Raw genomic sequence first — 23,373 nt, 5'->3', positions numbered from 1 at the left:
GCTAGTTGACCTGTTCCTCCAATGGGACATATGTTTTTATTCCTCGTCCTTTAACACGACCGGTTTTGCAGGCACATACGTCGAGATCGCATGCTTGTAAATCAATTGCTGTTTGCCGTCCGATTCCAATAAAACCGTGTAATTATCATATGATTTGATAAGACCTTTCAACTGAAAACCATTCAATAGGAATACAGTGACGAACGTGTTATTTTTCCGTAATGAGTTCAAAAAAGTTTCTTGCATATTACCTTGTGACATACACCCCAGCCTCCAATTGCTTCTATATTTCTCTTGCCTTTTTACTTATTCGATTCCGTTCCTTCAAAACCCTTCAAAATCGTTAAAATTTCATCGATAATCTTTTCTTTATCCGAAGTTGCATCGAACCAGGAGATTTTCACTTTGTTGCGGAAATAGGTCATTTGCCGTTTCGCATAATGGCGAGTATGTTTTTTGATCAAGTCTACGGCTTCATCCAACGATAGTTGACCTTCGAAATGCTGATAAAGTTCCTTATATCCGATGGCTTGGACTGATTGGACATTGCGGACACCCCGTTCCCACAAACTTCTAGCCTCTTCAAGCAAGCCATCTTCCATCATTTGATCCACCCGTAAATTGATTCGCTCATATAGCAATTCCCGGTCGAGGTCAAGGCCAACAATCAGATGGTCATATAACGGCAGGTCACCCGCACCTTGTTCGTGCTCATTTTTCGTCTTACCCGTCACTTCGATGATTTCAAGTGCCCGTATCAAACGGCGATGGTTGTTTGGATGGATCTTTTCCGCACTTGAAGGATCAAGAGCTTGCAGACGTTTGTACAGACGTTCTGCGCCGCCTTCTGCTTCCAGTTCGTGCTCCAAATCCACCCTGACCTTTTCATCCCCTGCTTCTTCCGTGAATCTGAAATCAAACAGGACCGACTGGATGTACAAACCAGTGCCGCCGACGATGATCGGCTGCTTTCCTCTACTTCGGATGTCATCGATACAGTTTCTCACTGCCGACTGATATTCTGCTACAGAAAACGACTCTGTCGGTTCATTTATATCAAATAGATAATGAGGAATGCCTTCTTTTTCATCTTCTGTTATTTTCGCGGTGCCGATATTTAATTCTTTATAGACCTGCATCGCATCCCCATTGATGATTTCCCCATCGAGTTTTTTAGCAAGCTCGATGCTCAATGATGTTTTGCCTGATGCTGTCGGTCCGACAATTGCGATCACTCTTTCCGATTGTTTCATTCTTCTTTTATCCAATCCTTTATGAAATTAAATACTTGTTCCCGATTCACTTCATTCAACATCTCATGGCGGCCGCCTTCATATAACATGACGGTTATATTCTTGATGCCCGCATCTGTAAATTGCCGCGCAGCCTGCCAGATGCCATTTCCTTTTTTGCCAACAGGATCGTCCAACCCGGAAAGAAGGAGGATCGGCAATCCGCTAGGGACTTTTTTAATATTGTCCGGATCATTGATTTTCGCTAGGCCTTTGAACAAGTCGATGAAAAAACGGGTGGTCGGCACGAATCCGCATAACGGATCGTTAATATATTTCTCAACTACACTCTCGTCTGACGTTAGCCAGTCTAAAGATGTTTTCGGTTGATCCACCACTTTATTGAACCCTCCGAACACCAGTTTATTAATCAAGTAATCCGGCTCATCGAATTTCGTTGCCTTGCCTTTTATATACGCTAGAGCCTTCCCGCCAATACCACTTACACCCGGGTCGCCGCCTGTTCCTAAACAAATAAGTTTGTTAATATCTTTTCCGAACCTTTGAACGTATCTTCTTGCAATAAATGAACCCATACTGTGGCCGAAAAGGATCACTTTGGGAGCATTGAATTTATTCTTATAATAGCTGATGATTTCATGCGCGTCATCGACAATCCGGTCAAAGCCGGCAGAATCGCCGAAATGACCTAATTTCCCATTAAACGCCGCTGTCTGGCCATGACCGCGATGATCTTGCCCAGATACGGCAAATCCTTCGTTTGTGAGGTATGTGATGAACTCTTCGTAACGGCCGATATGCTCTGCCATACCATGCAGAAGATGGATATGCGCAATCGGTCTATCTGTGGGTTGTGCGTAAACCGTATAGATGGAAAAACCGTCGGACATCGTTATCATTTGTTCATTCACATACGTTCACCGGCCTTTCCTTCTGCCTCTTTTATATGTTGTTCCAATTGAGATAAGTGGTGCTCTCTAGTTTCTTCCGTATAGGAAAGAATGGCGCCCATATAATCCGTAACCGCCTCTTTGTATAGTTTGGCAAATGCAATGTTGAAGTATAGGTCACCTTTTCTCCGGATGAAAAAGTCCGATGGCGTCATGGCCATTTCATAATGGATTGCATATAGGATTTCTGCTTTCCATATAGCTGGCAGCACAGTGTTCTCCGTTGACACGGCACTGACGTAGTTGAAGACCTGATCGACATTCGTCCCATATAAGGAAGCGAGCGAATGGCCTTCTTCCTTGCTGAGCCCGTATAATTCGGCTTCATTCGATTTGCTTTCAAGGAAGTTCGCAAACTGCTCTTCACTTTCAAAGTCCCCGCCGGATAATGGGAGGTGTTCCGTGATGCATGGACCGAAAGATGTTGTTGGAATACGCTTTACGACGTGATCGACGACGGTTTCTGCCATTTTACGATAGCCGGTCAGTTTTCCGCCTGCAATTGTGATCAATCCCGTTCCCGCTTCCCAAATTTCATCTTTTCTTGAAATCTCAGAGGCGTCTTTTCCTTCCTCGTAAATAAGCGGCCGTACGCCTGCCCAAGTCGATTCGATATCGTTCCGACCTGCTTTTACAGAAGGGAACATATAATGGAGTGCATCAAGGAGATAGGAAATGTCCTCCTCGCTCGCAACCGGATGGGCCCGATCGCCATCGAAAAATGTATCCGTCGTCCCGATATAAGCTTTATTGCCTCTCGGGATGGCAAAGATCATCCTGCCGTCAGGAGAGTCAAAATAGATCGCTTGACGTAAAGGGAAAACCGCCTTGTCAATCACAATATGCGTTCCTTTCGTCAATCGTAGACGTTTGTCATTTGACACTTCGTCCTTTTCCCGCATTTCATCCACCCAGGGGCCTGTCGCATTGACAACGACAGAAGCACTTATATCAATTGCATCACCGGAAAGCATGTCCCATGCAGTGACACCTGACACTTTCCCATCTTTATATTGAAACTGCTCAGCTTTCATGTAATTCAGGCAAAGCGCGCCTTTCTGAGCGGCTTTTTTCAATACTTCGATTGTCAGCCGTGCATCGTCTGTCCGATATTCGACGTAATGCCCCCCGCCAAGCAAGCCTTCTTCCCTGACCAATGGCTCCATTGCGAGCGCCTCTTCGGCAGACAGCATTTCACGGCGCTCTTCTTTTTTCACACCAGCCAATTTATCATAGACGAATAATCCGGCGGAAGTTGTCAACTTTCCGAAAGAGCCGCCTTTATGGAACGGAAGAAGCATCCGTTCGGGCTCTGTCACATGAAGGGCATTCCGATAGACGATATCCCTTTCCCTGCCGGTTTCCGAAACGATTTTCAATTCCATCTGCTTCAAATACCGCAAACCTCCGTGGATGAGTTTCGTCGATCGGCTGGAAGTGCCTGCCGCAAAATCCTGCATGTCAAGTAAGGCAACGGATAAACCCCTCGTCACCGCATCCAGCGCAATGCCGGCACCGGTAATTCCCCCTCCAATGACAAGCAGGTCAAACTGATAGTCGCGCATGAATTGTTTCACTTTCGGTCTTGTGATCGATGATAACATCCTTTGCTCTCCTCCAGTCAAAGTTTGAAAGCCCTCGCCGCCGTGACGGCCTTTTTCCATCCGCTGTATAGGGCATCACGCTCTTCCACATCCATAGTAGGTGAATACGTCCGCTCCTTTGCCCATAACGCTTCAACAGATTCGCAAGATTCAAAGAAGCCGGTCGCAAGCCCTGCAAGATATGCCGCACCGAGTGCCGTCGTCTCCAAATAGGCCGACTGCTCCACCTCGATCTGCAATAAGTCACATTGGAATTGCATGAGGAATGTATTGGCGACAGCACCTCCGTCGACACGCAAAATACCGATATCGATACCTGCGTCCTTTTCCATTGTCAGGAGTACATCCTTTGATTGATACGCCAGCGATTCGACTGCCGCCCGGATGAAATGTTCTTTTTCCGTCCCGCGCGTCAATCCGAATACCGCCCCTCTCGTATCCGAATCCCAATACGGGGTACCAAGTCCGACGAAAGCGGGTACGACATAAACACCATCCGTCGAAGCAACCCGTGTCGAGTAGTTTTCCGAATCGGACGCCTTCTGAATCATTCGCAATCCGTCCCTCAGCCACTGGATGGCGGAGCCCGCTACGAACACACTGCCTTCTAGTGCGTATGTAATCTTGCCATCAAGACCCCAGGCAATCGTTGTCAGAAGCCCATTGTCGGAAGTGACCGGCTGCTCGCCTGTATTCAATAACATGAAGCAACCTGTACCATACGTATTTTTAGCCATCCCTTCGTGAAAACAAGCTTGCCCGAACAAAGCGCATTGTTGGTCACCCGCAGCACCGGCTATTGGAACCGAAGCTCCGAAAAAGACGGAAGGGGCTGTATGGGCATAGATTTCGGAAGACATCCTCACCTCCGGCAGCATCGCCATCGGGATGTCCAACATACCGCAAAGTTCCTTATCCCACTCGAGTTCATGTATATTGAACAGCATCGTCCTCGAAGCATTGGAATAGTCGGTTACATGGACTGCACCATCCGATAGCTTCCAGATAAGGAACGAATCGATTGTTCCAAAAAGCAGTTCCCCTTTTTCCGCCCGCTCGCGTGCCCCTTCCACTTCATCAAGAATCCATTTCACCTTCGAACCTGAAAAATAGGGATCGAGCTGCAAGCCCGTTTTTTGACGGATGCTCTCTTCCTTCCCAGCTTTCCGCAATTCATCGATGATCGGCTGCGTCTGTCGTGATTGCCAAACAATCGCGTTATAAATAGGTTGTCCGGTCTGCTTGTCCCAAACAACTGTCGTCTCACGCTGGTTTGTAATGCCGATTCCATCAATATCTTCCGGTTGATGTCCGCTTTCGGTCAGAACTGAAGCAATGACGGATAGGACGGAACCCCATATTTCACTGGCATTGTGCTCCACCCAACCAGGCTTGGGAAAAATTTGCCTGAATTCCCTTTGAGCGGTATGGACAATCTCGCCTTTCCGATTGAAAAGAATCGCCCTTGTGCTAGTCGTGCCTTGGTCGATCGTTAATATGAACTCCCCCATTGTCATATCCTCTCCCTTGTTGAACTATAGATCACATTACCCTCTTAAACATCTTTTCAATTTCATATGTTGAAAAATGAATAAGAACCGGACGTCCATGCGGGCACGTATACGGATTCTCTGCCAGCGATAGATCATTTAGCAGCCTTTCCATATCTGCAATCGTTAAATAATGGTTCGCTTTGATGGATCGTTTACAGCTCATCATGATCGCCGTCTCTTCCCGCAGCTTCCCGATATCCGTTTTCCTTGTCGTCAGAACTTGCTCTATCAATTCTTCGATAAGGGCCGACGCTTCTCCTGCCGGAAACCAGGCTGGATATTCCTTGACTGTGTAAGAGGATGGTCCAAAATCCTCAAGGAAGACCCCTACTTCATGCAACGCTTCCTTATTCTCCTCGATTTTCACCATATCGTCCCCCGAGTAATGGAAAATGAGCGGCATCAGCAACAACTGCCTTTCATCCTCTTCCACTCTACTCAGTTTATCCCTGAAGAATTCATATTTGATCCGCTCTTGGGCAGCATGCTGATCAATCATGTAAAATCCATCTTCATTTTGAGCGACAATGTAGGTGCCATGGACTTGGCCGACTGGAACGAGTGATGGAAATCTTTTTTCCTTCGATTCAGCCGTTTCTGTTGTGTCTAGTGGTTCTGTCAGTTCAGAGGCAGCGGTTTTATTGGTTTCCTCAATTTCCTCGATTGCCTGGACTTCCATTACTTTCTCTGGCTGAACCGTTTGCACAGGTTCTTGCATGACAGGTTCATAAAGTGTTTGGAGCGATTTCTTCTCAACTAAATTCGTATCAAACGTCGGCTCTTCTTGCTTCTTTTGTTCAACTTCCGTTTCCTTCCGAACGCTTGCTGGCTGGAATTCATTCCAGATCGTTACTTGCTCGGAAGGAATTCTTTTGACAGGTTCCCGCTTCACAGCATCCGGAACGATAATTGACCGCTTCACCGCATCACGAACAGATGATTTGATTAAGTCAAAGAGCTCTCCCTCTTTACTTAGACGAATATGCTGTTTAGAAGGGTGTACGTTTACATCCGTTAAAAACGGGTCCGTTTCAACGTTGATGACTGCAATCGGAAAGCGTCCAATCGGTAAATAGGTGTGAAGACCATCGAGCACGGCTTGGTTTGCGGCATAGCTTTTTACCCATCTTCCATTAACGATGAGTGTCATATAGTTTCTGGATGCCCTTGTCATTTCGGGCAGAGTGACATATCCATCCACTTTGAAATCGGCGTTCTCTCCTGTAAAGGGCACCATTTTCCGCGCGACCGCCATTCCGTAAATATCAGTGAGCACCTTCCGTCGATCCCCGCTGCCGGATGTATGAAGTATCGTTTGGCTATGATGGGACAGCTTGAAGGCGATATGGGGATGGCTAAGCGCAATCCGGTTGACGAGATCGATCGTATGACCAAGCTCTGTCTGGATCGTCTTCATATATTTCAGCCTCGCAGGCGTGTTATAAAAAAGGTGGGAAACCGTCATATCGGTGCCCTTTCGGAATGCCGCGGTGGATTGCTTCACAACAACCCCACCGTCCAACTGCACTTCCGTCCCTTCTGTTTCCCCGTCTGAAGTGAAGAGGCTGACCTTGGATACCGAAGCGATACTGGCGAGCGCCTCCCCCCTGAATCCGAGCGTTCTGATTCGGAACAAGTCATGTTCGTTCGATATTTTGCTTGTTGCGTGGCGTTCAAATGAAAGGACAGCATCGCGACGTGACATTCCTTTTCCATTATCGGTCACCCGAATCGAAGTGAGCCCGGCTTCTTCTAGCGCTATTTCAATCGATGTGCTATCCGCGTCAATCGAGTTCTCGACTAGTTCTTTCACAATCGAAGCCGGTCGCTCAACGACTTCCCCCGCAGCAATTTTATTGGATAATGAATCATCCATGACTGAAATAATATCCATCGGATCCCTCCTTATCTCCTTTGATCATTCTAAAATAGTTTCAGTCCGTTCCTTACTTTGAGCCAAGTTGTTTTTGCCAATCAAGGATCAAGTTCATCGCCTGCATCGGCGTCAAGTTCAATAAATCCGTCTGTTTCATCTGATCTAAAACGGCTTTGTCCGATTCCGATACCGGATCTGGCTCTTCCTGTAGGTCGAAGAACGTCATTTGCTCGGATGCCGCCGTCGCCACCGCTGCCTGTTCTCCGCTCTCAAAAGCGTCGAGCAGCTCCTTGGCGCGGACGACGATCGTATCCGGGAGACCTGCCAGTTGGGCAACATGGATGCCGTAACTTTTATCCGCAGGTCCCGCCATCACTTTATGGAGGAAGACGACTCTACCTTCCTGCTCCATCGCGGCGACATGGACATTCACGAGCCTCTCCAATTCCAAATCAAGCTTTGTCAGTTCATGATAATGTGTCGAAAACAACGTATTTGCGCCTATTTCATCATGGATGAATTCCATCATCGCCTGGGCAAGCGACATTCCGTCATACGTCGACGTTCCTCTGCCGATTTCATCGAATAGAAGTAAACTGTTCCCAGTTGCATTTGCGATTGCATATTTTGACTCCATCATTTCCATCATGAATGTGCTTTGACCTGATGCAAGATCATCCGCTGCACCAATCCTTGTGAAAATTTGATCCGTTACAGGAAGCAATGCGGAATCGCAAGGTACATAGCAGCCGATTTGAGCCATGATCACCGTCAAGGCGACTTGTCGCATGAATGTACTTTTACCGGACATATTCGGACCTGTGATCAGCTGCATATTCGCGTCTTCTGTTAATTTACAGCTATTCGGCACATACAATGAATGATCCATCATCTTCTCTACGACGGGATGTCTTCCATTTTTAATTTCCAATGCCCGTCCATCATGGAATTGCGGTCTGACGAAACGTTGCTTTTCAGAGACTTCCGCGAATGAAAGAAGCACGTCAAGTTCTGATAGAACGCTAGCCAATCGTTGAACTCTACGGATATGGTTTTTCATTTCATCACGTACAGTGCAGAAAAGGGTGTATTCCAGCTCCTGACCTTCCGCTTCGGCGTTCAGGATCAAATCTTCCTTCTCTTTCAACTCAGATGTGATATAGCGCTCCGCATTTGCAAGCGTCTGTTTGCGCTCATAGCGGCTCAGATCCGCCAAATGGATATTGGATTTGGTAATTTCAATAAAATAGCCGAAAATGCGGTTGTAACCGATCTTCAAATTTTTAATTCCCGTACGTTCCCGTTCCTCGCGCTCGAGACCTGCCAGCCATTCCTTGCCATTTCTTGAAGCATCTCTATACTGGTCCAGCTTTTCGTGATAGCCGTCTTTGATGATGCCGCCTTCCTTGACAGAAAGCGGGGGATTTTCCGCAATCGAAGCCTCCAACAGATCGAGGACTTCGGAACAAGGATCAATCTGTTCTGAAAACCGTTGCAAACGCTCGTGGCCGGACTGCTGAAGGGCATTTTTCAAATGGGGCACCCGTCGAAGTGAATTTCGCAGCTGGGCTAGATCCCTTCCGCTCGCACTCCCCATGGAAATTCTTCCCGACAAACGCTCAAGGTCATATACTTCCTTCAAGGATGTTTTCAAATCATCACGAAGAAAGTAATCTTCAAGCAAGTCGGACACGATTGTAAGTCTATCCTCAATCGCCGCCCTGTCGGCAAGGGGCTGATGGATCCAAATCCTCAATTTCCTTGCACCCATCGCAGTCGACGTCTCATCTAACAGCCAGAAAAGTGTACCTTCTTTGCTTCCATTCCGAATCGATTGAACAAGCTCAAGATTACGCATCGAATTGGCATCTATCGATAGCTTGCTGGATTTCTGTATGTATTCGAAGGGACGCAAGTGTTCCAATGAGGACTTTTGAGTGCGTTTCAAATAGGAAACAAGAATATCGCATGCCTCGTGCAACTCATTCGGAATATTTGATTGAACGTTCAAGGAATTGTTGTCCTCTTCTCCATTTTCCATTGAGAGGACAATATCCCTTTTTGCCATCCATTCATTCAACGTGATATGCAACCGTTCACGGACAACAATCTCTTTCATTCCAAGCGCTTCGATTTCGCCAATTAATGTACGTTCATCGCCTGTTATGATTTCAGCCTTCCCTTCACCTGTCGCTAGGTCGACATAGGCTAGAGCATAAAGCTTTTCATCCAACTGGTCAGCAGCCCCGATGAAATGATTGGAATTGGCATCAAGAGATTTACCCTCCGTGATTGTTCCCGGCGTGACCACCTTGACGACTTCCCGTTTTACGATCCCTTTTGCCTCCCTCGGGTCCTCCGTTTGTTCACAGATCGCCACCTTATGGCCTTTCCGGACTAATGTCTCTATATAGCCTTCGGCGGAATGAAAAGGCACTCCGCACATCGGAATTTTGTCCGTACTCCCCCCATCCCTGCTCGTCAATGTAATTTCAAGGATATTGGATGCTTCTATCGCGTCATTGAAAAACAGTTCATAAAAGTCCCCTAAACGGAAAAAGAGGAACGCATCCTCATGTTCCGCTTTCACTTGTAAGTATTGTTGAATCATCGGTGTATATGTAGTCATTCCAGAACCTCGCTCATCTTGCATTTTCTTTTATTATATCAAATCATACAGCTCCACAGTATTAAAGTGGAATATGCGGAGTTATCACAATAAAAAAAAGCCGGATGCTCCTTCCGGCTTAAAACGGACGTGAATCTTTTCCTCTTTCATCATGACGCTTTTCATCTTCTGCTTTATGATGGTCATGCTCATGATGGGAAGAGGACTCATCCTTGAATGACCATTCTTCCTCAAATTGATGGGGATGTACAGTAATGCAAACTTTTGTTTCACCCACGACTTCAGCGACCAATTCTCTTTCTACTTTAATGATGAATTTTTCCCCGCATTCCGAGATGAGCGCCTCGGTGCAATTTGGATGCTGGACAACGTTGACGATGATTTCTTCCTGACCGGATACCGGCTCATCCCGATAATGGAGCCTGATCTTATCCTTGTACGGCACCGATTCCGAATAGACGGATGTCTTTGAGTGGTCATGGTGTGAATACCAGACATTCACATCAAATTTCCCGGTCACTTCAATGTATCGTCCCACTTTTTTCGCATGATGCGTGTGGTTGATCACCCAACAGCCCAATATGCTCGATGGATTATTCGGCGGCTTCAGAGAGACATTCGATTCTGTCCGCAGTTTCCCCTTTGCAATGACTGCCTTCGTCACAATTTGCCGTAGATTCTTCAGTTCGTTTCCTCCTTCGTTGACGTCTATTTATCCTATGCACCAGAAGCCCAGAAAGTGAAAAAACCGACGAGGAAATTATTATCCTCGTCGGTTTGCATTATTGTAACGGCTTATGTTGTGTATTTCTGACGTATGAACCAGTTTCCCCGCGTTGTACGTCCCCGCCCGTCGATTCAATGATCTCGTCAGTTACACAGTTGGCAATTGTGTTTGAGACCAACTGAAGAAGTTGGTTCACATCGATCTGTGATTGCTTGAATTCCTGTACAATCGGAACTTCGTCGATTTCCGCCTGAATTGTCTCGATTTTCCCTTCGATGATTGCAAGGGCTCTTTCTTTTTCATACATTTGGAAATTGACCGCTTGTGTTTGCAATGATTTCAAGCTTGCAATCTTTTCACGAATCTTTTGGTTTTCATTAATTTGTGCTTCTGCGCGCTTGAAGAATTCGACTTGCTCGGTATTTGCGATCATATGCGCAATTTCCCGTGCTTTTTTGATTATCTCTTCTTTTGTATAAAGTTTTTCCATTATGACATCACCTTTTCCTCTTTTACAACGCCGATAAATTCGCCGTCGAGCGACCATGTTTTGGCCTCAGTTATTTTTACATTGACAATTTCGCCGATCACCGAACGTGGCGCCTTGAAATTGACAAGTTTATTCTTCTCCGTGTAACCCGCAAGTACATCCGGATTCCTTTTACTTTCACCTTCAACTAGCACTTTGACGACTTTTCCTTTATAAGGCTTCATCGCTTCCGCCGACATATCGTTGACGAGCTTGTTAAGTCGTTGGAGACGTTCCTTCTTCACTTCCATCGGAATATTGTCCACCATTTTGGCAGCTGGCGTCCCTTCACGCGGAGAATAGATATACGTGTAAGCCATTTCAAATCCGACTTCCTTATATAAAGAAAGTGTTTCTTCGAATTGCTCGTCCGTTTCATTCGGGAAGCCCACAATGATATCAGTTGTCAATGTGACATTCGGGATGGCAGCTTTAATCTTAGCGACAAGCTCCAAAAACTGTTCCCTTGAATATTTCCTTGCCATGATCTTCAAAATATCACTCGAACCCGACTGGACAGGCAAGTGGATATGATCAAGCAAGTTACCGCCTTTTGCAAGCACTTCAATGAGGTGATCGTCGAAATCCCGTGGGTGGCTCGTTGTAAAGCGGATACGCGGAATATCGATCTGGCGAAGGTCATCCATCAAATCACCTAGGCGGTAGTCGATATCATCGAAATCTTTTCCATAGGCATTAACGTTTTGGCCGAGAAGCATAATTTCTTTGTATCCATGTGCAGCAAGTTGCCTCACTTCTTGGATGATGTCTTGCGGGCGTCTGCTGCGCTCTTTTCCTCGTGTATACGGAACGATGCAATAGGTGCAGAATTTATCGCAGCCGTACATAATGTTTACCCACGCTTTGATATTGCCGTGACGGACTTTGGGAAGGTTTTCAATGATGTCCCCTTCCTTCGACCAAACTTCGATGACCATTTCTTTTGACATATAAGCTTCATGAAGGATATTCGGCAATCTATGGATGTTATGCGTCCCGAAAATCATATCGACTTGATCGTATGTTTGCAGGATTTTGTTGACGACCGATTCTTCCTGCGACATGCAGCCGCATACTCCGATGAGTAAATCCGGTCTTTCGAGTTTCAACGGCTTTAGATGTCCTAGTTCACCGAACACCTTGTTTTCCGCATTTTCCCGTATTGCACATGTATTCAAAAGAATGACGTCCGCATCGTCCACTGTGTCGGTCGCTTCGTATCCTAATCCTGTGAAGATGCCCGCCATCACTTCGGTGTCGTGTTCATTCATTTGACAGCCGTATGTACGGATATAAAATTTACGTCCAGCACCCATGCCTAAAAAGCGTTCTTCGATTTTGAAATCGTCATGGTAGGCAATTTCCTCTTTGCCGCGCTTCTTCGCTTCTTTCAAGGATGGAGGTGTATAGACAGTCTCAAAATATTTACTATAGTCCTTTTCCGGTGCAGATGCAGTTTTCACTGTATCCGGTTTGACAAGCCCGGCTTCCAGGCGTTGTTCTTCATTCATGCAAAAACTTCCCCTTTCTTCAAACCTTGTGGGAATTGAACAGATTCGATTTCATTATACATGAACATCTTACCACTTTGAAGTGGTGAGATTTCATGACTTATGAAATAACGTTTGTTTGAGTCAACTGTGTGACAGTTTAGATAAAGGATATACTATTAACTTTGATTTCCGCTTCAGGTGGACGCTTTCCGCGGGCACGGCTTCAGCCGCTTCCCTCGCTTTGCTCAGTCCAGGGTCTTCAGCTCGCGCTGTTCCCGCCGGAGTCGCCACCTTCCGCTCCAATCAACAGAACTCGAAAGGTGCATGCATTTATGAGTAATCACTGTTGTTCTGATAATTGGTTTATAAGAGTCAAAAGAAAAACAAGTGAAGGAATGCTGTTTCGCCACCTTCACTCGTTATATTAATTTAGGTAAGTAGGAGAATCTAGAAAATCGCCAGAAAAGGCGAGACTCCTGCGGGAAAAGCGTTAGCCGAAGACCCCGCAGGCGCAAGCGCCGAGGAGGCTAAGGCAACGCCCGCGGAAAGCGAGCCGTTCTGGCGATTTTCGGTCTTTCAAGTATCCACATTTTTGACTTTTACGTTTCTTTCTTAATTTCTCTTTCTTTTTTCAACTAACAGCTTCAATGCTGTCCTGCCTTCGCCGTTAATTTCAATATCGGTAAATGCCGGGGCGCATACGAGGTCGCTTCCGCTTGGGGCGACGAAGCCGCGTGCTATTGCGACTGCTTTGATGGCCTGGTTCAATGCGCCGGCACCGACCGCCTGCATTTCCGCATACCCTTGATCCCTGATTACCGCTACGAGTGCTCCTGCGACGGAATTCGGATTAGAGCGGGATGATACCTTCAATGGACTCACCATGTTTCCTCCTTGTTTTCACGATGTCTATGGAATATATTTATCCATACGTCATCTTATGAAAAGTAGGAGATGATTAGACTCACTTCATGCTTCGAATCGATGATCGTCATTGATCATAATACGCTCGATTGCGACTGCTTTCCCCGTTTGGTCATTCAACTCGACGAACACGCCACTCAATTGGGCGCGCCCTCTTTTCGGCACTTCGAAACGGACAGGCAAATTCGTGCGGAAACGGTAGATGACATCCTCTTTCTTCATTCCTAATATTTCATCATAAGGACCTGTCATTCCAGCGTCTGTCAAATAGGCTGTACCGCCTGGTAAAATACGGTCATCGGCTGTTTGGACATGTGTATGCGTCCCGACAACGACGGATGCCTTGCCGTCCAGATGCCATCCCATGGCAATCTTTTCACTCGTCGCTTCGGCATGGAAATCGACGAAGATGAGCGGGGAAATCTTGCTGGCCTCTTCGATCAATTCTTCTGCCTTTGCAAAAGGATCGCCGTGTGGAGGGAGGAATGTGCGGCCATGCAAATTGATGACCGATAATGTGACCCCATTTTTCGTGATCGTCGTCATCCCTTTACCAGGGGCTTCGTCCGAAAAATTGGCCGGACGGATCAAATAGTCGGTCTCATCGATGAAATCGTATATTTCTTTTTGATCCCACGTATGGTTGCCCATCGTCACGACATCGACTCCCGAACGGAGAAGATCGTCAAAAATAGCCTTTGTGATCCCTCTTCCGGAAGCGGCATTTTCGCCGTTGGCAATGACTACATCCGCTCCATATTTCCGTTTCAATCGAGCAATATGATCAAATACCATATCCCTTCCGATTGATCCTACGATATCACCTATAAAAATAACCTTCATAATTGTAACCTCTTTCTAGTTATACGAACTTCATTGGAAACGATAAAAAAAAGACTCCTGAACCATGGCTGGACAGGAGTCATTTTATCATTTTGCATATTCGACTGCACGCGTTTCGCGAATGACCGTCACTTTGATGTGACCTGGGTAATCGAGTTCTTCCTCGATCCGTTTTCGAATATCCCTGGCCAGACGATGTGCTGTAATGTCATCAATCTGGTCCGGACGGACGATGATCCGAACTTCGCGGCCCGCTTGGATGGCGAATGATTTTTCCACGCCTTCGTACGACTCAGAAATCTCTTCGAGTTTTTGCAGCCTACGAATGTAGTTTTCAAGCGTTTCACTTCGTGCACCTGGTCGCGCCGCTGATAACGCATCTGCTGCAGCTACCAATACTGCAATGACCGACGTCGCTTCCTCATCACCATGGTGGGAAGCGATACTGTTGATGACAACAGGGTGCTCCTTGTACTTCGTTGCAAGCTCAACTCCGATTTGGACATGGCTTCCTTCGACTTCATGGTCGATAGCCTTTCCGATATCATGGAGAAGTCCTGCGCGTCTTGCAAGGGTGACATCTTCGCCAACCTCGGCTGCCAACAGTCCTGCAAGATAAGCGACTTCAACAGAATGCTTCAGGACATTTTGGCCGTAGCTTGTGCGGAAATGCAATCTTCCAAGGATTTTGATCAGATCCGGATGCAGATTATGAACACCTACATCAAATGTAGTTTGTTCTCCTTTTTCACGGATCAGCTCATCCACTTCTCTGCGTGCCTTATCCACCATCTCTTCAATCCGAGCTGGGTGTATCCTGCCATCTTGCACGAGCTTTTCAAGTGCGAGACGCGCAGTTTCACGACGTACGGGATCGAAGCCTGATAGGATGACCGCTTCCGGAGTATCGTCGATGATCAAATCGATACCAGTCAATGTTTCCAATGTCCTGATATTTCGACCTTCCCTTCCGATGATTCGGCCTTTCATTTCATCGTTAGGCAAATTCACGACAGATACGGTCGTTTCTGCAACATGGTCTGCTGCGAAACGTTGCAATGCAAGGGAAAGGATTTCACGGGCTTTCTTTTCGGATTCCTCTTTTGCACGCTGCTCCGATTCTTTCGTCATTACGGCGATATCTGTGGAAAGTTCTTTCTCGACATCATCCAGGATGATCCGTTTAGCTTCATCCCGCGTAAGAGCCGAGATTCTTTCAAGTTCCGTCTGTTGCGTGGCAACAAGATCTTCCGCCTTGCGTTCCATTTGTTCAATATGCTGTTGTCTACTGGAAAGCGCTTCGTCTTTACGCTCCAGCCCTGCTTCTCTTTTATTGAGAGCATCATCCTTGCGGTCAAGATTTTCTTCCCGTTGCAAAAGGCGGTTTTCCTGTTTTTGCAGTTCCGCTCTTCGTTCACGGACTTCTGATTCCGCTTCAATTCTCAGTTTGTGATTTTCATCTTTCGCTTCTAAGAGTGCCTCTTTTTTCATAGCCTCCGCTTCACGTTTCGCGTCTTCGACGATTTGTTCGGCTGAGTTTTTGGCACCCGTCACTTTTGAATCATTCACCTTTTTGATAACTAAATAGATAACAACTGCACCGACGAACAGACCGAGCAAAGCGGAGATGATGTTTACGATGATTTCTGGCATCCAGGTCACCTCCTCCTGCTATTCTTTTCGTTTTCAGTCGGCTCGTATATTAACATTCAACATACTGCCATAATGATTTCATTGGTGTGAAATTATACAATTCTAATTGTATCTATGAAAAATTGACATGTCAAGGATTGTAAACAAAAGCGAATCGAACTGCGAAGGGTTCGATTTGCCGTATTTCTGCGTTTTTTGCAGAAATTAAGGCAGGATCTTGCCATCCGTAGACGTAAACAAAAGCGGAGGCATAGGCTCTAGTAAAAAACGGACTGCCACAATAAAAGGCAGTCCGCTAGTCGATCAATTATTTTTCATCATCAAGAAGCAATAGTTCCAGTTCTTCTTCGTCTTCCTCGTCGTGGCCGGCGATGACGTAGTTTGCGGCAGCCATTCCATAGGAGTCGCGGATTTTGTTTGCGATTTCAGCGCGGATATCCGGGTTTTCCTTCAGGAATTGCTTCGCATTTTCACGACCTTGGCCGAGACGCTCTCCTTCATAGGAGTACCATGCGCCGCTCTTTTGGACAACTTCCAGCTCTGCTCCAAGGTCGACGATTTCACCTTCTCTGGAAATCCCTTCACCGTACATGATATCCACTTCCGCAGTACGGAATGGAGGAGCAACCTTGTTTTTCACGACACGGATGCGTGTTTTGTTACCCATGATGTCGTTGCCTTGTTTGATCGCTTCACCGCGACGCACTTCCAAACGGACCGAAGAATAGAATTTCAAAGCACGGCCGCCCGGTGTAACTTCAGGGTTCCCGAACATGACGCCGACTTTTTCACGGATTTGGTTGATGAAGACAGCGATGGTCTTCGATTTATTGATAGCACCGGACAGTTTACGAAGCGCTTGGGACATGAGACGGGCTTGCAAACCGACGTGCGAGTCGCCCATTTCCCCTTCGATTTCCGCTTTCGGCACTAATGCTGCAACGGAGTCAATGACAACGATGTCAATCGCACCGCTTCTTACGAGTGCCTCGGCAATTTCAAGCGCCTGTTCTCCCGTATCAGGCTGAGATAAAAGCAATTCGTCAATATTGACGCCCAGCTTCTGTGCGTATACTGGATCCAATGCGTGCTCTGCGTCAATGAAAGCGGCTTGTCCGCCTCCCGCCTGCACTTCCGCAATTGCATGCAATGCCACTGTCGTCTTACCGGAGCTTTCCGGTCCGTAGATTTCAATGACACGCCCTCTTGGATATCCGCCGACTCCTAATGCCGCATCCAATGCCAGCGAGCCGGTAGAAGACGTTGCAATCTCCCGGTCGGTCTTTTCCCCCAATTTCATGACGGATCCTTTACCGAATTGTTTTTCAATTTGTTTTAAAGCTTGGTCCAAAGCTGCTTTACGATCGCTCAAAAACGATTCCTCCCTTAAAAGGCGTTATTCTTTTCTTCCTGTCTCTACTATACTCCTTTTATGAGAAATACTCAAACAAAAAACGAACGCTTATTCGATTTATTTTCTCGAAATCTATTTTTAAATGAGAATAGGGATGAAAAATCAATTTTAAATGAGAATATAAGGCGAAAATTAATTTTCAGCTAGTTGCCCCTTCATTTCTTTAATTAAATAGTAGAGAGCGAATCTCGCCGCACGTTTCCGATTGGCATTCCTGGAGCCTGAAAGATCGAGTTTAAACGTCTTTACTTCCTCATCCTGAAAAGCAATGCCGATCCATACCGTTCCAACCGGCTTCCCGTCATGTGGATCCGGGCCTGCAGCACCTGTAAGTCCGACTCCGATGTCCGAACCGAATTTCCGTTTCACATTACGTGCCAGCGCCGTTGCGCATTCCGAGCTGACAACGCCATACTCGTCCAGCAAAGTGCCCGGAATATCCAGCTGTCGCATCTTTGCGTCCTCATCATAGACGACTACCCCGCCTTTCAGGGAAGAGCTGATGCCCGGCACATCCGCCAATTCCGCCATGAATAGGCCTGCCGTCAAGCTTTCAGCTGCTGAGATGGTGAGCTTATTGCCCACCAAAAGCTCTGCCGCTTTCGAGGACAATGTATCATCGTCTGTGCCATAGATGAATTGACCGACCAGGGAACGGATTTCCAGTTCCACTGGTGCAATCAATTTTTGTGCCGCCTCATTCGTATCAGCTTTTGCAGTCAACCGCAAAATGACCGAATCGGGTGAGGCAAGAGGGGCGACGGTTGGATTTGTCTGCTTCTCCAAAATCGACTGAACCCGATATTCAAGTTCGGCTTCACCGATTCCGTAAAATTTCAACACACGGGAAACGATCACTTCACGTTTGCCTGAAGTCCCCAATAAGTAGGGAATCGCTTCCGTTTCAAACATCGGTTCCATTTCGTGAGGCGGGCCGGGCAATAAAATATAGCACTTTCCATTCTTTTCGAGTGCCATGCCAGGCGCCATCCCAAAATTGTTCGTCAAAACTGTCGAACCAGCGAGGACAAGCGCCTGCTTCTTATTGTTTTCAGTCATGGTTCTGCCAGTCCGTTTGAAATAGGCTTCAATCGCTAGTAACGCTGCATGGTCGCTTTCAAGTTCAGTGCCAAGCATCTTTGCAATCGTTTCTTTCGTCAAATCATCCTTTGTCGGTCCCAATCCTCCCGAAAAGATGATCAGATCAGCACGTTTTTGCGCAATGGTTATCGCATCTTCGAGTCTATTCGGATTGTCTCCGACGACTGTATGATAATACACATCGATGCCGACTTCAGCAAGACGAGCTGAAATGAAGGCTGCATTCGTATTTGTGATTTGTCCTAATAGAAGCTCGGACCCTACCGCAATAATTTCCGCTTTCATGATGCCATCCCCTTACATGGAGTCGAGCAAGACTCTTCGGTTTTTATAAAAATAATCCGCGCCCGACCAGATTGTAAAGAACAGGGCGATATAGAGCATGATCGTTCCGAATGGGAAGTTGAATGCTTCAAAGAAGATATTGTTCAAGAGCAAGGAGGCGATTGCAACCAACTGGGTAGCCGTTTTAATCTTCCCTAATTGGTTTGCAGCGACGACTTCGCCGCCACCCGCTAGCACAAGCCTTAATCCGGTAACAGCAAACTCCCTGCTTATGATGATAATGACGATCCATGAAGCAGCGGAACCCATTTCCACTAAAATGATCAGTGCAGCTGATACAAGAAGCTTATCAGCGAGCGGATCCAGGAATTTCCCCATGTTTGTAACCAGATTATATTTTCTCGCCAAATGACCATCAAACCAGTCTGTCGCTGCAGCAATGATGAACAGCAACGCACCGATCAGATGCTCCACGGAGAGAATGGTGCCCCCGATTGCAAAAGAACCTAACCCGAAATCGACAACCATTAAGATAATGAATATCGGTATAAGAAAAATGCGGGATACTGTAATTTTATTTGGTAGATTCATTAGTCTCACTTATCCTTCCGGAATGAAAAAAGTCATCTTTGTAGATGACTATTTTTCATTTCTCGTATTCTATAAAAATGTTTTGCGTCGACTTGTCTGATGTATACTGCAGTTTTTCACCATTTACATAGATATCCGTATATGAAGTCACGGCAACACGGATACGGACAAATTCAACATCCGATACATCCAGCTCGATTGTTTCGCCTTTTTTCATGACTCTGGCAGCCGGCGTAAGTTCTTCTTTGTTCTCATTCTGTACGCCAATCCACGTATCTCCGAATGTATCGATCTTCAGCTTGAATTGATCAGCGTCCTTCAATGTGTAAGTAGAATCTTCTCCGCTTGTATTGACGTACGTAAGAGACTGTTCCTTCACCACTTCTTCCGGTTCAGGATCCGGCTCAGTCGTCTCTTCCTTGTTTGATTCGTCATCCGCCGGATCGCCGCCCACATTGCCCGCTGGCGGCTGTTTGCTATCCATCGTTATTGTCGGATCCGTCTCAACGTCAACTCCTGCATTATTGGAAGCACCTTTCTGGAAGAAAAAGAATGTCCATATAACAACAATAATGACAATAATGAATAACGCCACAATGATTTTTGGGATCATTTCATTCAGACGGCTGTTGCCAATTCCGCGGCTCCTCGTCATGGGAGGAGTGATTTGCGCATTTTCTTCTTCGAGTTTTTCATGCATGGCTGATTCTTTATATAAAGATAACATTTCGTCGGAATCCAATCCGACAGCTTCCGAATACTGTTTAATGAACGCGCGTACATAGAATGCGCCGGGCATCATACTGTAATCTTCGTTTTCAATACCGGAAAGGTACCGTTTTTGAATTTTAGTTATCGATTGTAAATCATCCAGTGAATATCCCTTAGCTGTTCTCGCCTCTTTAAGACGATCACCTAATCCGGTCAATTTTATCACCTGCCTGTTTAAAAGTTGAACGTTCCAAATCCGCCCATCGGTCCAGTATCGGACATCATATGGTTCTTCTCCATCATTTCATATGTAATTTCCTGGTCGGGATCTGTCCGTAATTCGATAATATAATCAAAATCCTCCATGTCGTATTCAGAATGCTGAACGAACATGTCCGGGTGCTCGACCACTTTGACAGAAGGCATGCTCATCATTTCGCGGACAAGCTGCATATGCCTTTCATCACCGGATTTGCGCGTAACAATACCGTCGAGGATGAATATATTGTCCTTCGAAAATTCATCGCCCGCTAGCGTATTTCGTACGGTTTGTTTGATCATCGTGGAAGAAAGGAAAATCCATTTCTTATTTGCACACACGCTTGCGGCGACGACTGATTCCGTTTTGCCGACCCGTGGCATCCCCCGGATCCCGATCAATTTATGGCCTTCCGTCTTGAATAGCTCCGCCATGAAATCGACCAGGACGCCCAATTCGCTGCGAATGAATCTGAATGTCTTTCGGTCATCGACATCACGTTGGATATACCGTCCATGTCTGACCGCCAAGATATCTCGCAATTTTGGCTCACGGATCTTTTTCACCTGAATAGTTTCCATGGTGGATGCAATCAATTCAAAACGCTTGATTTGATCGTCATTTTCGGTTCGGACAAGCATCCCGCGATGTCCGCCGTCCACACCGTTGATGGTTACGATATTGACGCGCAACATCCCGAGCAGCGAAGCAATGTCTCCGAGCAGGCCTGGCCGATTCACCTGTATCTCATATTCGACATACCATTCACCCATTCGACACACCCTTTCGAACCATTTTCACCCATAGTGATTTTGATTATACGGCCCCTTTTAGAAGCACTTCGATTAGTAGGACGCATAAGCCGCAACTTAGTTCTATAATAGCGGATTCATCGGCTGAAGAAAAGGAAAAAAGAAAAAGGGGAAAATTGGCTCCCCAATCTCTGGTTATATATACCATCCGCCATTCAGCTTTAAAATTTCGCCTGTCATATAATCCGCTTTTCCACTTAGCAGAAAACTTGCAAGATCTGCCACTTGCTCAGGCTGGCCTGTCGTTTGCAAGGGAATTTGATCAATGACAACCAGCTTATCATCTTCCGATAATTCCCCGTTCATTTCCGTTTCAATCCACCCAGGGGCAATGGCGTTCACTCGCGTTCCGGTATAAGCCGCCTCTTTTGCATACGCTTTGACGAATGCATGCTGGGCTCCTTTGACAGCGGAATACATCACTTCCCCTGCAGCACCTGTATTGCCCCAAATCGAGCCGATGAAAACAATATATGAAATAGGGTGGCTCCGCAGCTGCGCTGAAGCGAGGCTAATGAACATTGCAGGGTTTTGCATATGTACACGCCATAATGCATCCATGTCGCTTCTAGTCGTATCCGTCAATAATCTCAACATCGATTGTCCGGATGCGACGACAATCGCTTGGACATGCCCGACTTGCTCCGCCAACTTCACAGCACCATCCGGCTCCGACAAATCCGACTGAACAGAGTGGAAGTCCGCTTCAGGATATGTTTCTGTCAATGACCTTTTCAGTTCTGAAGCCCGTTCTGCGTTTTTATTGTAATGAAGATACAACGACCATCCATCGGCGGCCAGTTTACGGCTGACCGCTTCCCCGATTCCTCCCGATGATCCAAGTATCACTGCATAGCGCTTCATTCTCAGCCTTCTTTTGTGCCGGGAACAATCGTCATGACAGTATGGCTAGCTTCATTGGAAATCGTCTTAAACGCTTCTTGCAAATGCCCCATTTCAATCTTTTCAAGAGTCGGCACGACATCAAATAAATTCATATCATTGAAGTTGTATTGTGTAAACTGATTGGAAATGAATTCGATGGAGTTCAATGAACGCATGAATTGCCCGATTCTCCGCTTTCTTGCACGATTCAGATCATCATCCGATATTGTCCAATTTTCAGCAAGCGACTTCAATGCAGAGCGGACTGCAGCTTCCAACTCAACTGGCTTCTCCGTATCCGATTCGACCATTGCGAATCCGTAATCTTTTTCGGAAATGAATTCATAGTGGTATGTTTCATCAATCAAATGATCATTATACGCTTTCGTATAAAATTCGGATGTGCGGCCGAACAAAATGTCAAGAAGAAGATTGACCGCCAAGTCCTGCCGGAGCATTTCATCTCCCGCCACCGACGCGCGATTGCACTTCATGCCGTAATTGAATTTAGGCCGGAGTACATCCATTTCAAGAACTGTTTTCTTCCTGTTCGCTTCTTCCGGTTCTTCAGGATATTTACGCTTGATCTCTTCCGGCTCGGAAAATTCCTTGCTGTTTTGATCTTTGCGGATAAAGTTCATCATTTCCTCTGGATCGACAGCTCCAATGACGAAGACGGTCATATTTGAAGGGTGATAAAATGTTTCGTAACATTCGTAAAGATGCTCCGCCGTAATTTCTTGGATCGTGTCCACCGTACCCGCAATATCGATATTGATGGGATACTCTTTATACAAGCTTTGAATTGTACCGAAATAATTGCGCCAATCCGGATTATCATCATACATCGTGATTTCCTGTGCGATGATGCCTTTTTCCTTCTCCACTTTTTCCTCTGTGAAATAAGGCTCTTGTACGAAATCAAGCAGTACTTTCGTGTTTTCATATAAGTTCTCGGTCGTTGAAAACAGGTAGGACGTACGCGTAAACGAAGTGAATGCGTTCGCAGAAGCGCCTAGGACACCAAACTTCTGGAAAACGTCCCCTTCCTTCTTATCGAACATTTTATGCTCAAGGAAATGGGCGATTCCGTCAGGCACCGTAACAAACTCATTTTTCCCCCTTGGAATGAACGTCCTGTCTATTGAACCATACTTCGTCGTAAACGTCACATACGTCTTTGAAAAGCCGCGCTTAGGCAAAATATACACGTTCAGCCCATTGTCGAGCTTTTCGTGGAATAATGTTTCCTGTAAATTATCAAAAGTGATTTTTTCCATT

At 46.2% G+C, this 23,373-nt stretch carries 20 protein-coding genes; all 20 read right to left on the bottom strand.

Annotation, left to right across the window (positions count from 1 at the left end; genetic code table 11):
- Nucleotides 1–36: 36 nt before the first annotated feature.
- The 20 genes from hfq to yfmH all read right to left on the bottom strand — a co-directional run bounded on the left by hfq (nucleotide 37) and on the right by yfmH (nucleotide 23,372).
- The gene (hfq, locus tag ACFPTP_RS07895; RefSeq protein WP_251694746.1) at nucleotides 37–261 is read right to left on the bottom strand and encodes an RNA chaperone Hfq; all 225 of its coding nucleotides are present in this window, start codon (nucleotides 259–261) and stop codon (nucleotides 37–39) included.
- 41 nt (nucleotides 262–302) lie between these two features.
- Nucleotides 303–1,253, bottom strand: a complete 951-nt coding sequence (gene miaA / locus ACFPTP_RS07890; protein WP_381443448.1) for a tRNA (adenosine(37)-N6)-dimethylallyltransferase MiaA — start codon at nucleotides 1,251–1,253, stop codon at nucleotides 303–305.
- Nucleotides 1,250–2,164 (bottom strand): alpha/beta hydrolase, encoded by a 915-nt coding sequence (locus tag ACFPTP_RS07885; protein WP_381443447.1) that lies wholly within the window; start codon nucleotides 2,162–2,164, stop codon nucleotides 1,250–1,252. Before ACFPTP_RS07885 ends, miaA begins: the two co-directional genes overlap by 4 nt.
- Nucleotides 2,161–3,807, bottom strand: coding sequence for a glycerol-3-phosphate dehydrogenase/oxidase (locus ACFPTP_RS07880; RefSeq protein ID WP_381443445.1), 1,647 nt, complete (start codon nucleotides 3,805–3,807; stop codon nucleotides 2,161–2,163). The genes ACFPTP_RS07885 and ACFPTP_RS07880 overlap by 4 nt, the downstream gene beginning before the upstream one ends.
- A 17-nt stretch (nucleotides 3,808–3,824) precedes the next feature.
- On the bottom strand, nucleotides 3,825–5,318 hold the full coding sequence (glpK, locus tag ACFPTP_RS07875) for a glycerol kinase GlpK (RefSeq protein WP_381443444.1): 1,494 nt from the start codon (nucleotides 5,316–5,318) through the stop codon (nucleotides 3,825–3,827).
- 31 nt (nucleotides 5,319–5,349) lie between these two features.
- Nucleotides 5,350–7,254 carry a DNA mismatch repair endonuclease MutL gene (gene mutL / locus ACFPTP_RS07870; protein ID WP_381443442.1) on the bottom strand — a complete coding sequence of 635 codons (1,905 nt, stop codon included), beginning with the start codon at nucleotides 7,252–7,254 and terminating at the stop codon, nucleotides 5,350–5,352.
- 52 nt (nucleotides 7,255–7,306) lie between these two features.
- The gene (gene mutS, locus ACFPTP_RS07865; protein ID WP_381443441.1) at nucleotides 7,307–9,865 is read right to left on the bottom strand and encodes a DNA mismatch repair protein MutS; all 2,559 of its coding nucleotides are present in this window, start codon (nucleotides 9,863–9,865) and stop codon (nucleotides 7,307–7,309) included.
- Between the two features lie 118 nt (nucleotides 9,866–9,983).
- The gene (gene cotE, locus ACFPTP_RS07860) at nucleotides 9,984–10,529 is read right to left on the bottom strand and encodes an outer spore coat protein CotE (RefSeq protein ID WP_381443439.1); all 546 of its coding nucleotides are present in this window, start codon (nucleotides 10,527–10,529) and stop codon (nucleotides 9,984–9,986) included.
- A gap of 118 nt (nucleotides 10,530–10,647) precedes the next feature.
- Nucleotides 10,648–11,082 (bottom strand): YlbF/YmcA family competence regulator, encoded by a 435-nt coding sequence (locus tag ACFPTP_RS07855; protein WP_381443438.1) that lies wholly within the window; start codon nucleotides 11,080–11,082, stop codon nucleotides 10,648–10,650.
- Nucleotides 11,082–12,632 (bottom strand): tRNA (N6-isopentenyl adenosine(37)-C2)-methylthiotransferase MiaB, encoded by a 1,551-nt coding sequence (gene miaB / locus ACFPTP_RS07850; protein WP_381443436.1) that lies wholly within the window; start codon nucleotides 12,630–12,632, stop codon nucleotides 11,082–11,084. Before miaB ends, ACFPTP_RS07855 begins: the two co-directional genes overlap by 1 nt.
- Before the next feature lie 594 nt (nucleotides 12,633–13,226).
- On the bottom strand, nucleotides 13,227–13,496 hold the full coding sequence (locus ACFPTP_RS07845; protein ID WP_251624091.1) for a stage V sporulation protein S: 270 nt from the start codon (nucleotides 13,494–13,496) through the stop codon (nucleotides 13,227–13,229).
- Between the two features lie 87 nt (nucleotides 13,497–13,583).
- Entirely contained in the window at nucleotides 13,584–14,381 is a 798-nt protein-coding gene (locus tag ACFPTP_RS07840) for a TIGR00282 family metallophosphoesterase (RefSeq protein WP_381443434.1), read from the bottom strand.
- An 87-nt stretch (nucleotides 14,382–14,468) separates the two neighbouring features.
- Nucleotides 14,469–16,034, bottom strand: coding sequence for a ribonuclease Y (rny, locus tag ACFPTP_RS07835; RefSeq protein WP_381443433.1), 1,566 nt, complete (start codon nucleotides 16,032–16,034; stop codon nucleotides 14,469–14,471).
- A gap of 307 nt (nucleotides 16,035–16,341) precedes the next feature.
- Entirely contained in the window at nucleotides 16,342–17,406 is a 1,065-nt protein-coding gene (recA, locus tag ACFPTP_RS07830; protein WP_381443431.1) for a recombinase RecA, read from the bottom strand.
- Nucleotides 17,407–17,580: 174 nt separating this feature from the next.
- Nucleotides 17,581–18,834: a competence/damage-inducible protein A gene (locus tag ACFPTP_RS07825; RefSeq protein WP_381443430.1), complete on the bottom strand. Its 1,254-nt coding sequence runs from the start codon at nucleotides 18,832–18,834 to the stop codon at nucleotides 17,581–17,583.
- 12 nt (nucleotides 18,835–18,846) lie between these two features.
- A complete protein-coding gene (gene pgsA / locus ACFPTP_RS07820) occupies nucleotides 18,847–19,425 on the bottom strand; it encodes a CDP-diacylglycerol--glycerol-3-phosphate 3-phosphatidyltransferase (protein WP_381443428.1) in 579 nt (192 codons plus the stop codon).
- 55 nt (nucleotides 19,426–19,480) lie between these two features.
- Nucleotides 19,481–20,353, bottom strand: coding sequence for a helix-turn-helix domain-containing protein (locus ACFPTP_RS07815; RefSeq protein ID WP_381443427.1), 873 nt, complete (start codon nucleotides 20,351–20,353; stop codon nucleotides 19,481–19,483).
- Between the two features lie 17 nt (nucleotides 20,354–20,370).
- A complete protein-coding gene (locus tag ACFPTP_RS07810) occupies nucleotides 20,371–21,168 on the bottom strand; it encodes a YmfK family protein (RefSeq protein ID WP_381443426.1) in 798 nt (265 codons plus the stop codon).
- A 174-nt stretch (nucleotides 21,169–21,342) separates the two neighbouring features.
- On the bottom strand, nucleotides 21,343–22,071 hold the full coding sequence (gene ymfI, locus ACFPTP_RS07805; RefSeq protein WP_381443425.1) for an elongation factor P 5-aminopentanone reductase: 729 nt from the start codon (nucleotides 22,069–22,071) through the stop codon (nucleotides 21,343–21,345).
- 2 nt (nucleotides 22,072–22,073) lie between these two features.
- The gene (gene yfmH / locus ACFPTP_RS07800) at nucleotides 22,074–23,372 is read right to left on the bottom strand and encodes an EF-P 5-aminopentanol modification-associated protein YfmH (protein WP_381443424.1); all 1,299 of its coding nucleotides are present in this window, start codon (nucleotides 23,370–23,372) and stop codon (nucleotides 22,074–22,076) included.
- Nucleotide 23,373 lies beyond the last annotated feature (1 nt).

It is taken from the genome of Sporosarcina koreensis (assembly GCF_042655825.1).
Lineage (GTDB): Bacteria > Bacillota > Bacilli > Bacillales_A > Planococcaceae > Sporosarcina > Sporosarcina koreensis.
Note: the sequence above shows the minus strand (reverse complement) of the source record. Positions and strands in the feature narration are given on the sequence as shown.